This is a genomic window from Lysinibacillus sp. BPa_S21, from assembly GCF_023337795.1.
GTDB lineage: Bacteria > Bacillota > Bacilli > Bacillales_A > Planococcaceae > Lysinibacillus.
The window spans coordinates 400,963-414,960 of record NZ_JALIRS010000004.1; the positions used below are offsets into that span (position 1 = coordinate 400,963).

A 13,998-nucleotide genomic window follows, 5' to 3' on the forward strand; every position below is an offset into this window, starting at 1 on the left:
AAGAATCTTGCTAGTGACGCTAGATGTTGATATAATAATGTTTATCTAACTTATATAGGAGTGTTATAACTGTGGATAAAAAGCGAGTAGTAATGTATGTACGAAAATCCAGACTAAAAGAAGACGATGCGATGGAAATAGAAAGACAATTAGAACTATTGGTTGATTATGCTAATAACAATAACATGGAATACGATGTTAATACAGATATTTTTAAAGAAGAGGGTAGTTCAGAAGATTGGAATAGATATGAATTCCAAAGAATGTTGAAAGCATTAGAAAGTGGAATTTACGATGGCGTATTAGTAACTGAGCAAGACAGGATAAGTCGAGACTCAACTGACATGGGTTTATTTAAGCGCTTCTGTATTAATCACTCTTTATTCCTATTCACTCTATCCAAAACATACAATTTCTTTAACGATGAAGATAATTTCATGTCAGGTATTCAAGGAGAAATGGATGCTCACTTCATGCGAATAACCAAGCGTAAGTTAATGAGGGGTAGGATTAAAGCATTAAATGATGGAGTATATTTCGGAATTGCTCCATTAGGGTATATTAAACCAAATTCAAAGCCTAAAAGATTAATTATTGACTCAGAAAAATCTAAAGCCATTGAATTAATATTTGACATGTATGTAAATAAAAGAATGACTCAAACAGAGATAGCTGACCGATTAAATTTGTTAGGATTTAAAACTCTATATAATAAACCCTTCACAGTTAGAGCAACCTCTCTAATCCTTTCAAATGAAGCATACATTGGTACATTGCGTTATGAGTTAAATAATTATGAACCAATTGTTGTTGAAAATGCTCACCCTGCCATTATAGACAAAGAAACATTTGAAAAAGCTCAAATTATATTAGCTGAGAAAAGAGTTGTTCCACAGGATTCAAGAAGAGGTACTTATCTTCTTTCAAAACTTGTAAAGTGTGCAAAATGTGGTACAACTTTATCATTTTCTCATTCCTTTAAGTCATCGACACGAATAGGCGGCAAATCCTTATATTTTTTAAATTGTTACGCATCTTTAAGTGCAAAAAGAAAGGCTGAAATAAAAAATAACCATTCTTTACGTTGCGATAATTACGGTTCACCTGTGGAATACGTTGAGGAGTATGTTATGAATATGTTAGGTGAATATGTAGACGATCTTTCAGAACGAATTGAAAATCTAAAAAATGCGAATAGTGACATGTTTGAGGGGATAAACGAACAAATAGAATTAATAAATAAAAGGTTAAATAAATTAGAGGTTGAAAGGAAGAGAGTACAGGACGGTTATAAAAATGGTATTTATGAGAGTGATGAAGCACAACAATTAATAAAAGAAATAAAAGAAAATAAATTAAAACTAGAATACGAAAAAAAGGAATTAGAAAGCAAAGATTCATCTTCAGAAATAAACAAATTAAACAACTTTAGAGAGAAAGTAATAGAAGTGCTGTCTTCTGATGAAACCGATGTTAAAAAGTTAAACGCTGATTTACGTGAAATAATAAGTCATGTTGCCTATTACAAACAAGGTAGGGGGAATCATTTAGAGCGTAAGCATCCACATCTTATTGTAAATTTCAAAGTTTAGTTATCTAATTTTAAATATTATACACTTTAAAAACTCCTTTAACTGTGCGAAAATTGTATAGCAGAAAAGGAGTTTTTATAATGAATACTATATTTAAACCGTATGACACATGGGAGAGTTACCATGATATTGAAAAATACGGCAAACTTACACTATCAAACATTGAATTCACCACTACTAATTTATGTAACATGAGGTGCGCTCATTGTGCTGTTGGTTATGCACTAACGACAAAAGAAGCAAATTCACTTCCGATAGATGATATTTTAAGACATTTAGATGAAGTTGAAACTTTACGCACAATGAGTTTTACTGGTGGGGAGCCATTACTTACTAAGAAGGGGATTAGGGATAATTTATTACCACTTCTAAAATATGCTAAAAGCAGAAATATTAAAACTCAAATCAATTCAAATTTAACATTACCTATGGATCATTATGAATTGGTAGCTCCATATTTGGATGTTATGCATATATCACATAACTGGTGTAATGAAGAGGAATTCGTCGAAACAGGCTTTGCTATGATGGAGCGAAAGCCGTCTGTTCAAAAAAGAGGAGAACTTTACAGAAATATTCTAGATAACGCTAGAGAACTTTCAAAAGGTGGAATGTTTGTATCAGCAGAGACTATGTTGAATCGCAATACAGTTCCTTATCTTGAGAAAATCCATAACGAAGTAGCCAATGAAATGCTATGCAAAAGGCACGAAATTCATCCTATGTACGCTAGTGACTACGCTGAAAATTTAGAAACTATAGGATTAGATGAATATAGAGATACAGTCAATAAGATACTAGACTTTAGAAATGAAGATATTTGGGTACTATTCGGTACATTGCCATTCTACGCTTGTAGTTCAGATAAGCGTGATTTAGCATTACTAGAAAGAATCAATAAAGCATCTAATACAACTATCAGAAATGACGTTGATGGTCGATCAAGAATGAATTTAAACATTTTTACAGGCGATATTTCGGTATCTGACTTCACTGATGATGGAGCAGCTTTAGGTAATATTAAAGAAGAGTCATTGATTAATATTTATGATAAATGGTTAAATACTAACATTTCAAATAGTATCAATTGTCACTGTCCTGTAGTTAAATGTTTAGGTTCTAACATCATTGTTAAAAATATGTACTACCAAGATAAAACATTCATTAGTGGTTCTGTAAAATAACTATTAACATTAGAAGAAATCATGTATTACCTTTAAAATTATTTATTTAATTCTTAAAGATATTGCATGATTTCTTTATTTAAAAATATTTTAAATCTCAGTACTAACCAATCATAAATATTTAAAAACAAATAAGACATTTTCAAACTCTATAAAAGGAAATTACCTGTATCTTTCTTTTCAACTACTTCAGTATGACTATCATTAGTTATGTTGGATGGTTGTGAGTTATTACTTTTTATTTTATTCTTCGATAATTCACTTTCAAATTTATCTGCAATTAATTCTTTTCCCAATCCACTAAAAGAGGTTGAATACATGAGTGCGTATTTCAACAACTCCATTTGACGTTCACTATCCTTGCTAAAAGTAACTCCTTGAGTAATGTATTTTCCTTTAGACTTTCTCTTCATTTCTTCAATCATTGCCTCAACTTCTTCTTCAGACCTAAGATATCCCATATGCCAACCTCCCTGAATTATACATCCCAATAGCATTAGACATCTTAGGATTATCCATTACTTTTGCATTTGGAAAGAATTCTTTAACATGAGTAACTAATTGAACATCTAACGCTCCTCCACCTAGAAGTTCTACTTTGTCATGCTTTCCCCACATTTTAGATAACATTCCACATACATAATCTGCCAATCCTTTGGGGCTATAGCTTCCATCTAATGCTTCTAAACCTTTACCAAAGAAAGTGTCACTTTCAGTATCTATAAATCTAATTACATCACCTTCTTTTATAGTTGTCGCAGCCCCGATAGTCCTTGATCCAAAATCAATGTATCGTGTCTTTCCATTAGGTTCATTAATGAAAAATGCTGAAGCAGTTTCAGGTGCAACTTTTACATCATTAATCGAGAAGGTTTTACTTACACCATTTATAGAAATTGTATGAGATCCTTTTAACCTTTGTAATCGACCATCTCTTTCTTCTAATGAATAACTCTTTATTGGAACAGAAACCACAATGTTATTTGCAGGATAACCATACTGATGAATCGCAATTAATACGGACAAGTCATAAAAGTCATGTTGTTTTGTTTCAGTATGCATTTGTAATGGCATGGTGCAATCATACTTAGCTAACATTCCTGCAACATATTTCTGTCCTTTGTAATCAACTATGAAATCATGTTTATGTCTTATTTCAGTTAAATTTCTTTTACCATAGTAACCTTTTACACTAGGGAAGCTTTCTTTAATATCCTTAGTAACTACACAAGTTGAATTACCTCCGTCATCGATAGCGATCACGCCTACGATAGTATTATTCAATAAAATCCCCTTTCTCTCAATTTGTTGATGTTAATGTAGCTTATGACTAAGATTTATAAAAATGAGTAAAATTTTAAACTTATTTGACTTATTTTAAATTATTTTGATTTACGAAACCCTTATAAACAGTGGGTTTTAAAGTCATTAAAATTAAATAAAATGGGGATTTTATTAAAAGTAATTAAAAAAAGGGAATTTAGACAAGAAAAAACCATCAAACGCCACTCCTATAGATGGAACGCAGATGGATTTTTCTTTATTTATTTTCAGTATCAATATAATTAATTAAAGCTCTTCTTGCGTAATCACCAAATGAAGTAGTTCTCATTAACACATTCTTTAACAGTTCCAAATGTTGTGGACTGTCTTTTTTAAACAAAACACTCTGAGTGATGTACTTTCCACTACCTTTTTTCAATAGTTCTTCTATTATTCTTTCAGCTTCTTGTTCTGATCTAATTATAGCCAAGACATATCACTCCCTCCATATTTATTATTTATGTCAGACTTGAAGTGGATATGTTTGAATTATTTAAAATTCTTTTTAATTATTTGTAATTATTTTTATCATGCCTACATAAATTACGATTAAGTTCAAAATAATTTAAAACAATTCAAAATCCCATTGCAATTGACACAATGAGATAAACGGTAGGTATTAGTAAAACATCAAAACTGTTTTTAAAAGTTAAGGTATATTTTCAATTTATTTTAGATAATATGGCAGTAAACAGACGAAGCTAATTATCAAATAATCAAATTATCGCTAAGAAAAAGGCTTAATTATCGTTGAAATCAACACATCTATTTCGATAATAAGAAGAAAAATTCGATACATTGTTATACAAATCCCTAATATAAATCACTCTTCATATTCAACTTTTTCAAATACTCCATACTCATCAAGAATTTCTAAAATTTCTTCAACTTCTTTTCTTTCCATTTTTAATTCACGAAATAATCTAAGGTCGCAACTATCTAAATTTACTTTCCAATCAGGTTGTGGACGATGTAACCAATCATTAAAAAATATACCCATTTAGCATTGCTCCTTTTCGGCTTTGTAATATCAATCTGTCCATTTAAATTTATTTAATACATTTTAAGAGGAGGAATATTGTGAGTGGAATTGTTATCTTATTAGGTCAAGTTGGAATTGCATTAGGTGGATTTGTAGGCATGTCATCAATTCTGAGTTGGTATCACGGAGGAGGAAAAAAGAATGACAAATCTAATAGTAAATTACCATTACAATAATGGTGTTCGTCATATGTCATTTAACGGCAGAGAGGCGAAAAGGAATAAGGCAGATCAAACTTTAACTTTTATAGAGGAATTAACAAAGGAGGTGACAATGCAACCAAAGAAAATTCAGCAAAGATTTTATGCAAAGCTAAAGAAATTATCCTTATTAATAATTCCAATACTTGCACCAGTAAAGATAGCTCATGCTCAAGAAATGACAGGATTCCCACTATTGGAAAAATCTCAAGGAATAGAATTATTACCTCCAGAAATTATAGATATTCTGAAGCAACTGATTTTAGCTTTCGGGACAGTTTCAGTTGCATTGGCGATTCTGTTTTTAATGGGAGCAGGAGTGTATCGAATGATAGGAAACGAGAGGAAAGCAAGCGAGTGGTCAGTAAATGTAATAAAAGGCTTCGGTCAAGTATTATTAGCACCAGTAATCATATTGATACTGACGACTTTAACAGCTTTAATATTCAAAAACGTCCATGGCTTAAATATGTTCTTTTAACGCTTGCTGTGCCTTTCTCAATTTTAACTACAGCACAAATAAAAGTCTCTGCTGCTTGGTATGACAAATTAAATCCAATACCAAAAGAAACGCAAACAAAAGTAAGTTCGATAATCGACACTATCTATAAAATTTTTGATTGGTTTAAAAACATAAAACAGAATATAGCTGAACTATCGACTGACGTAATGTTTTGGGTATATGAAACATTAACTAAAGTGACCCTACATACACCTTCAATTTTATTCAATACTGATTGGTTTAAAAGTAACATCCTCACATTCACAGGACTATCTATAGCCACTTCCATATTATTATCCATGTTTGAAGGTTTGAAGTTGATGTCTAGTGAATTAATTGAAAATAGAAAGCCCACAGATTTAAAGCGTATAAGTAAAAGAATACCATTAGTTGTGTTAGGTTCTGCAATAGCTCCTAGTGCATTTTATTACATGTTTAAAGGACTAAACAAACTTACAGATATAATTATAGATTTCGGTAAATTTCAAATGGAAAAAGGTATGAGTCAATTATCAATAAATGATATATCTTTACTTCAAGTATTCGGATTTATTGGATTTGACATTGCGTTAATTACCATGATGATTCCTATACTTTTACAGAATTTTAGAAGATGGTTCGATTTACTAGCTTTAGGTGTTATGACACCATTGGCATTAGCAAGTTGGGTATTTGCATCACAAGAACATTGGTTCATTATGTGGAGAGATCACATTAAAAAATGTGCTACTGTTCAAGTTGTCTATGCTATATTCTTACTGCTAATTGGAACGTTATTATTTGGAACTAAGCTTTCTAATAATTCTTGGGACGTTATGATTCAACTAGGAATTGTTATTGGCGGTTTATGGAGAATGAATACTCCTCCAAACTTCTTATCTCGTTATATTGACAGAGGTGAAGACGTTACTTCAATGTGGAATGGTGCATTCAACGTGGTTAGACCTATCACTATGATTAAGAAAAAGTTTAAATTAAACAATAGAAAGGTATTGAAAGGTGTGAAGTCTAAATGAGTTTAAAGAGATTAATAAATCCAAGTGTTACTTCAAATGAAAAATATAGTGACTACAACATTGACTCATTGACGAGAAGTACCATAAAAGAAATACTATCGAACTCATTTATCGATGGAGTATTTGGGATTGAAGCATTTAGGATAGCGAATAGTGAGAATTACACTTTCTTTTCTCAACCTAATTATGACTGTAAATTAACAACAATTAGAAATAACTCAGCGCAGCATTTAAACTCGGACTCAGAAAATACTACATTTGCACAATTGCACATGTCTAAACCTTCAATGTTTCCTATTGAAATGAACACTCCTACAACTTTCTTAGAAATAATTAATTCAATTATTCCTTCGCACATTAATTTTAAATACCAGTTACTCCTTGTATACAGACAAGATAAATGGAGAGATAAAATTGTAGAGCAATATAACGATTATTTAAACGGAGTTCAGAAACCTTCTGATAATGGAATATTTAGAAAAATACAAAGAAGTATCACTGAAAAAATAGATGAATTATTGAAATGGGAACAAAAACATTCTGAAATCAAAGAAGTTGAACAAAAATTAAACGAAAATGGATTTAGATTTAATATTAAATTGGCTCTAATTGGAGGGAGTAAGCTAGAAAGAGAGTATTCATTATCGAAGATTGAAAATGAAATAAATAAATATTCCTATACAAATGAATGGTTAGTTGACTATAGAATCGACTTTAAGTATGGATCAGAAATAGTTAATAATAGGGTATTAGATTATCAATCTAAAAATCATACATTGTCAGAGTCAGAATTACTACAATTTATTGTTTTAGAAGATAAGACACAAGTTAATGAAAATGTAAACCTTTTAGAAAAGAGCATAGATGAAAACAAGTCTGAATCAAACAATTTAATTAAATTATTACCTAAAGGAAATGACATTAAACAATTTGATGGTAATGATTTAGCTGATAAATTTTTATCTACATTAAGAGAGTTGAAACCATTTAGAGGAAATATGGAAGTGGTTAAGTACCAATCAGGCACAACATCAATGAAGATAACATTTAAAATGTCTAAGCAATTAAAGTTTTCCGAAATAAATAAACCTAATGTAATAAGTGATATTCAAATAAAAATGGGAGTTAAGCACTTACAAATTAAACAGGGGATAAACGTAGGGGAAATTGAGGTAATACTTCCTTTAGAAAAAAGACAAAAGGTGTTCTTAGCAAATTACATTGATAATGAAGAGTTTAAAGAATTCGCAGACAATCATCCGTTGCCTTTCCTAGTAGGTGTAGACGATATAGGTAATCCTATTTATAGCTGCATGAGTAAAATCAAGCATCTACTAGTTGCGGGTAGTACTGGTTCAGGAAAGAGCGTGTGGCTCAATCAGTTAATTTTAACATTGCTAATTTATAAGAATCCTTCTGAATTACAACTATTTATGATAGATATTAAACAAGTAGAATTAGTTCAATTTTCTTCATTTAATCATGTTCAATCTGTTATTACAGAAGCGAATGAAGCTGTTAAACTATTGAGTCAATTAATTGCTGAAATGAATAGACGATATGAATTATTTAAGAATGCAAGAGTTAAAAATATTCGCCTGTACAACAAGACATCTAAAAATAAACTCCCATATATTTTGTGTATTATTGATGAGTATGCGGAATTAACTAGCAGAAATAATGATGTTCACTCTTATATCCAATCGTTAACTCAACTTTCTAGAGCTTGTGGTATTCATCTAATAATAGCAACCCAAAGACCTAGTATTGATGTGATTAGTGGAACAATAAAATCTAATTTACCTAGTAAAATTGGATTTCGGTGTGCAAATAAGCGTAGTTATCTAACGTTCTTAAATACTTCACCCAAATTCGAATTATTAGGAAATGGTGATGGGGTGATGGATTTTGAAGGTCAATCTGATGAACACATAAGGTTTCAAGGTGCTTTAATTGTGGATGATCCAAATGATGAGGACTTGGAAGGTAAACTAATAAATAAAATAGTAAATCAAATTAAGCATGAAAAAGTAATAGTGGAACTGCCAGAAGTAGATGAATCAAAAGAGGAAAGTGATTTGAATAAGTTGAAGCGAGTGATTGCTAACACAGGTGAAACAAGAGTATCGCCTTTACGTAGTCTAATGAAAATTAATATAAATAAGTTGAATGATTTAATGAGAGATTTAGTAGAAGAGGGGTGGTTGGAGCCTCCAAAGACTAAACAGTCAGGATATAAGTTAATTATAAGTGAAGAGGAAAGGTTAAAGTGGAAAAGCTGAGAATGGTGTATGAGCTAGAGTATTTTATAAATCCCTATCAGAAACTTATCACTGTATAGGGATTTATAAAATGATGTTAATTTGATATTTTATAATATGTATATGATTTAAGTGTAAACTCTATACTGGTCTAACATATGTAAAAATAACTATGTAATGCAATGTTACTAAGATTTGCTACCGATAATGGAAGCATAACCAATAACCTTTATATCTAGCATTTTCTTACCTGCTGCTTCAGCATCTTTTTGTGATAGATATTTACCACTTTGCAGACGATAGCCGTCCTTATCATTTCCGAATACTTCAGCGTATTTTAAATAACCTTTAGTTACAAAATCTTTTTGAGCTTTCTGAGCAGCTGATTTAGATTTAAATGCATCAGTATGTATTCTAAATGCTTTAGCATTGCTATCAATCTTATATCCTATTTTATTATTAGTTGACGGCTTAGTAGGGCTAGTAGATATACTATTATTTGATAATGGTTTACATGTAATTAGTTCAATCCATTTCATAGGATCAATCGCGTTAGGTTGAGAAGGAGCATATCGACCATTATGAATTTCGAAATGTAAATGAACTCCAAAGCTGCCGCCAGTATTGCCCATGATACCAATTTGTTCTCCTTGTTTTACTCGTTGTCCTTTTTTGACAGTAATTTTATCTAAATGAGCATAGTTCGTTTCATAAGTTTTACCGTTAACAATATGTATAATTCGAACTGAATTACCGTAAGAACTTAATGGAGCAGCCCATACTACTTCGCCGCCCGCACTTGCATATACAGGAACCTTTAACCCCGCTGTTGGAGAAGCTAAATCTACTCCTTGATGCCACTCTTTACCTCTACCAATATCTCTCCATCCAAATTTACTTGTTAATCTTGCATTTACTACTGGACAATTAAAAATACCCATGATTATTCATCCTTTCTTTTTTAATAAGTAATACGTCATGCAAAATAATACCAGTCCTATGAAAGATCTATTTCTTAGGACTGCTTTTGGCTTGTAATCGACTCATTACTAAATCACTGTCTCCAATACCTTTAGTAGTAAAATCAATAACAGCTACATAAACAAATGCTCCTAAGTTAATAAATGTGTAAGGATTCTTTAACGCATCAAAAATTAAACTACCTAATTTACCCCAACTTGTTACTTCTTCAAATGTTATTCCAGACATTGCAAATAAATTGGCAAAAAATACAATACCAATAGCAATCCAGAATTGAGGATTTTTTAAACGTACACTCCAATTGATTTTCATAAATATCATTTCCTTTCTTATAATCCTAATTTAAAAAGTATCCATGCCCCGATAATTACTGTTGGAATCATAATCCACCACATAAGGTATTTAGATAGAATTTCATTAAATTTAATTGATCCTTTGTCAGATTCAACTTTTAAATCTTCTTCAATGCCATCGACACGTTTCCCGATACTTTTGACATTACTCTGTAATTCATCTTGGGATATATTTAATTTAGTTAAATTTATATTGATGTTATTGAACGTTTCATCCATTTTGTTTAATTGTATTTGTTGATTTTTATTCATTTCTTGCTGCTGTTCAGATACAACTGTTAATCGATAAAGTAATTCTTTGTCTTTTTCCATATTAGAAAGCCTGTTGTCTTGATTTCTTAATTCTGTTTCCACGCTTGCCAATCTTTCGCCAAGCTTATCATTACTCAATTTAATCACCGACTTTATCAAAATAATAAAAGAGTAGGGGAGAATTAACTCACACCTACTCTAAACTAAATTTCCTGATTCACTTTTAATTTTTATGTATAATGTTGCAATAAATATTAATTTATACATTGTTTATTCATAATTTTTGTATTAATATACACTTAATTTTAAATAATATGTGTCTTTTATTAGAGATTTGATAAACCTACTTATGTATAGCTACTGAACAATATGGAACGATTATTTAATAAACACACGTACAATATTTTTAGATACACGCTCCATAACACGCATATTTGTAGGTTCGTCTGATAATGTCAATTCACCATCTAAGAAACCTACTTTAGCAAAGTTATTAGGGAAAAGCGTGCCATCATCTCGTACCAATAATTGACCAGTGATACCTACAGCATCCCACTCGGCACGCTTTTCACGCGGTACATACTCTAGGTCAGGGTTCCAGTTCGGGTTGATAATCGCTTGATATTCCTTTCGAGTCTTAATCGTAGGAACTTCCGTAACTGTGCCGTCTTCCTGCTCGACTTTTACATAGTCAGTATAATCTACATCTACCCAGTAGTACTGTGTACGTCCCCACTCGTCAGTTATATACATTCCATTCCACGAGTCTTGGTACGAGTTACCGATTACGGAAGGATTAGACGAAATGATTCCTAGAATGTAATCGTCCTTAGCCGTAGCTTTTCGAATCTTGCCTTTATCGAGCGTCACTACGAAACCTACCCTGTCTTGATTACGAGGATTACCATCTAACCACTCGAAATACTCAGCATAGTCAGCACCAGATGAATTGAACGCTGACAATCCATAAGCAGCTCCTTGATAAGTTACACGAAATGCGTTACTTAGCGCACTCGCACTTGTTCCGTTACCTATTACGAAAGCCGTATCGTTAGCGGATGGTGTAGTAGAGTCTCCTGACATTCTAGCATTGTACCTACCTGTGGCTAGTCCGCCAACCGAGTTAGCTTGCGTGCCGTTTCCGATAGAAGTAGAGTAGTTAGCCTCCGCAAGAGTGGTGTTGCCACCAGCGTGTGATGCTTCGCCATTAGCTTTAGTATATAATCCCTCTGCGTGAGAGTACACCCCGTTCGCTTGTGTATATCCTCCCTCTGCGTGTGATGCTTGCCGAGTAGCCTTTGTAGAGGTACCCTCTGCATGACTGTATCCGGCTGTAGCTTCCGTAAAGTTACCTTCTGCGTGTGATGCTTCGCCAGAAGCTGTGGAAGATTTACCTTCCGCATGAGACGCTTCGCCAGAAGCAGTTGTTTGCGAACCTTCTGCATGTGCCATGTCTCGCGTAGCTCTAGTTCTCTGACCACTGGCGAATGAAGAGAGAGATGTCGACTCAGTATTATGACCTATGGCAGTAGAAGCAAACCCTGTAGAAAGTGTCCTATAACCTAAAGATGTTGAAGCTGAGCCCGTAGCTGTCGCTAACCTTCCTATAGCTACTGTAGTATCTATATTATCCTGCTTTACCATCGCATACTTTATGGAACCAGGAAGTTCTTCTGTAGTATCTAAAGTTACTGAGTTCCCGTTTACTCTACTAACTTTAAATTCTTTAGACATTTGCCCATTCTGTCCGGAATTTGACCATAACCTTACATTTACTGAGTCTGTTATAAAACTGGCATCACTGACGACGATTGTCTTTGTGGAGTTATTTTGAGACGTGACGACAGTAGTAAATGAGAACATAGCTAAAGCCTCATTTCCTATCGCAGTAGAATTCTCAGTAATTGCCTCTACTTTGTAACCTATAGCATTCGCAGTATCTACTCTCTTTATGTCCTTTTGATATAAATCTCCTGTACTGACCTTATGCCAATTCCCGTCCTCATCTTCAACTGCAAGCTCATCCTTAAAATAGCGAATACCATGTGCTCCATCTTCAGATAGTACATCTTGTGCCAAATGTTCAGTAACTTCCTTTTCGACACCATCAACTTTTTCATTGATTTCTGTTAAATCTGGAGCATCGCCTTTTTCACCTTTTAGTGACTTTAACCATTCTTCAGATGTACCAACAAACCCATTATCAACTGCAACTTCATATGCTGATTTACCATCTTCTCCTGAATCGCCAGTGTCGCCTTTTTCACCTTTAATGTTACCAACATTCTCCCATTCACCTGTCACTTCTGACCAAACGTATAATTCACCATTGACAGTGTAAGCATTGCCTGCTTGACCAGTAGAGGGGAGTTGTGATTCACTAGTTAACTTACCAATGATGCTTAATGCTGCACCAGTATCACCTTTATCACCTTTTAAACCTTTTTGAGCAAATATTCTCCATGTATTTATATCAGATACTGGAGTATTTGTATTGTCAACCAATGCAATATAGGAACTACCTTCAAATTCTACTTGGTTAAATTTTTTATATGTAACGTTCGTCTTATATGTACCAGTGAACTTATATTGATTAATGATAGTATTCATGTCATCTAAACTTTTTTGACGAACTTGTTCGTTGGTATTACGTACTTGCTCATTTTGAATCCGTGTAGTCTCGTTATATTTACGCTTTTCTTCAGCATCTTTTCTATCTAACTCATTTGACTTACGAACGTCTTCATTTGCAATTCTTTGTTGCTCGTTTGTATTTCTTATTGTTTCAGCTTCATCTGACTCTTTAAGTAATTCAGTTAAATCATCTTTTACTTGAGCAGCTTCTTCTAGAGTATTTTTTACATCTTTATGAAGAAACTCCACTTCGGCAATTAAGTCTTGAAGAATGCCGATATAACTTAAATCTTTATCTTTCAAGTGGTCAAATATCCAAACTGAAAAAGGTTGTATAGATACCATAGAAGTACCAGAATAAATAGAGAGAATTGACTCTAATTTTCCAACTTCGGACATTTCCACGCCAACAAATTTATAAACTATCATACTTGTTTCTGCATCTAGATACGGCTCACCAACAATTGTTTGACCAGACGGCAATCTAAATGTCATTTCAGCTCTTGTAAAGTCTGTTAAGTCAAATTCTTTACCATTATCAAATATACGGAACTTCAATGTTGCAGAATCACCTTGTTTGAATGTTGGAACTTGATTTGTCATTCTGCGTTTTACATCTACGTTTAATATGTATTCATTTCTAAATGACATCTATAAA

13 protein-coding genes are annotated in these 13,998 nt (G+C 32.6%); 5 read left to right on the forward strand and 8 right to left on the reverse strand.

All coding sequences use genetic code 11. The annotated features are described in order from the left end of the window. The first annotated feature begins 71 nt into the window (after window positions 1–71). Together MOK21_RS10365 and yfkAB are read left to right on the forward strand one after the other, a co-directional pair. Entirely contained in the window at window positions 72–1,592 is a 1,521-nt protein-coding gene (locus MOK21_RS10365; RefSeq protein ID WP_249073857.1) for a recombinase family protein, read from the forward strand. Window positions 1,593–1,672: 80 nt separating this feature from the next. Further along, complete coding sequence (gene yfkAB, locus MOK21_RS10370; RefSeq protein ID WP_249073859.1) at window positions 1,673–2,776, forward strand: radical SAM/CxCxxxxC motif protein YfkAB; 1,104 nt, start codon at window positions 1,673–1,675, stop codon at window positions 2,774–2,776. A gap of 149 nt (window positions 2,777–2,925) precedes the next feature. On the opposite strand, the gene MOK21_RS10375 is transcribed toward yfkAB, so the two are convergent. The 4 genes from MOK21_RS10375 to MOK21_RS10390 form a co-directional block, all read right to left on the reverse strand. Continuing rightward, on the reverse strand, window positions 2,926–3,237 hold the full coding sequence (locus MOK21_RS10375; protein WP_249073860.1) for a hypothetical protein: 312 nt from the start codon (window positions 3,235–3,237) through the stop codon (window positions 2,926–2,928). Further along, window positions 3,224–4,060: a ParM/StbA family protein gene (locus MOK21_RS10380; RefSeq protein WP_249073862.1), complete on the reverse strand. Its 837-nt coding sequence runs from the start codon at window positions 4,058–4,060 to the stop codon at window positions 3,224–3,226. Before MOK21_RS10380 ends, MOK21_RS10375 begins: the two co-directional genes overlap by 14 nt. Before the next feature lie 256 nt (window positions 4,061–4,316). Next, complete coding sequence (locus MOK21_RS10385; protein ID WP_249073863.1) at window positions 4,317–4,529, reverse strand: hypothetical protein; 213 nt, start codon at window positions 4,527–4,529, stop codon at window positions 4,317–4,319. A 393-nt stretch (window positions 4,530–4,922) separates the two neighbouring features. Further along, on the reverse strand, window positions 4,923–5,099 hold the full coding sequence (locus tag MOK21_RS10390; RefSeq protein WP_249073864.1) for a hypothetical protein: 177 nt from the start codon (window positions 5,097–5,099) through the stop codon (window positions 4,923–4,925). An 80-nt stretch (window positions 5,100–5,179) separates the two neighbouring features. Between MOK21_RS10390 and MOK21_RS10395 the strand changes: the two genes are divergently transcribed. From MOK21_RS10395 to MOK21_RS10405, 3 genes are all read left to right on the forward strand, one after another. After that, window positions 5,180–5,317: a hypothetical protein gene (locus tag MOK21_RS10395; protein ID WP_249073866.1), complete on the forward strand. Its 138-nt coding sequence runs from the start codon at window positions 5,180–5,182 to the stop codon at window positions 5,315–5,317. Window positions 5,318–5,698: 381 nt separating this feature from the next. Further along, on the forward strand, window positions 5,699–6,859 hold the full coding sequence (locus tag MOK21_RS10400; RefSeq protein ID WP_249073867.1) for a hypothetical protein: 1,161 nt from the start codon (window positions 5,699–5,701) through the stop codon (window positions 6,857–6,859). After that, entirely contained in the window at window positions 6,856–9,141 is a 2,286-nt protein-coding gene (locus MOK21_RS10405) for an FtsK/SpoIIIE domain-containing protein (RefSeq protein ID WP_249073868.1), read from the forward strand. The genes MOK21_RS10400 and MOK21_RS10405 overlap by 4 nt, the downstream gene beginning before the upstream one ends. A gap of 167 nt (window positions 9,142–9,308) precedes the next feature. Here the strand turns inward: MOK21_RS10405 and MOK21_RS10410 are convergent, their stop codons facing one another. The 4 genes from MOK21_RS10410 to MOK21_RS10425 form a co-directional block, all read right to left on the reverse strand. Next, window positions 9,309–10,061 carry a peptidoglycan DD-metalloendopeptidase family protein gene (locus MOK21_RS10410; protein ID WP_249073869.1) on the reverse strand — a complete coding sequence of 251 codons (753 nt, stop codon included), beginning with the start codon at window positions 10,059–10,061 and terminating at the stop codon, window positions 9,309–9,311. Window positions 10,062–10,128: 67 nt separating this feature from the next. Continuing rightward, window positions 10,129–10,413 (reverse strand): phage holin, encoded by a 285-nt coding sequence (locus MOK21_RS10415; protein WP_249073870.1) that lies wholly within the window; start codon window positions 10,411–10,413, stop codon window positions 10,129–10,131. 17 nt (window positions 10,414–10,430) lie between these two features. Then, window positions 10,431–10,844 (reverse strand): hypothetical protein, encoded by a 414-nt coding sequence (locus MOK21_RS10420; protein ID WP_249073871.1) that lies wholly within the window; start codon window positions 10,842–10,844, stop codon window positions 10,431–10,433. Between the two features lie 240 nt (window positions 10,845–11,084). Further along, window positions 11,085–13,991 carry a peptidase G2 autoproteolytic cleavage domain-containing protein gene (locus tag MOK21_RS10425; protein ID WP_249073872.1) on the reverse strand — a complete coding sequence of 969 codons (2,907 nt, stop codon included), beginning with the start codon at window positions 13,989–13,991 and terminating at the stop codon, window positions 11,085–11,087. Between the last annotated feature and the right edge of the window lie 7 nt (window positions 13,992–13,998).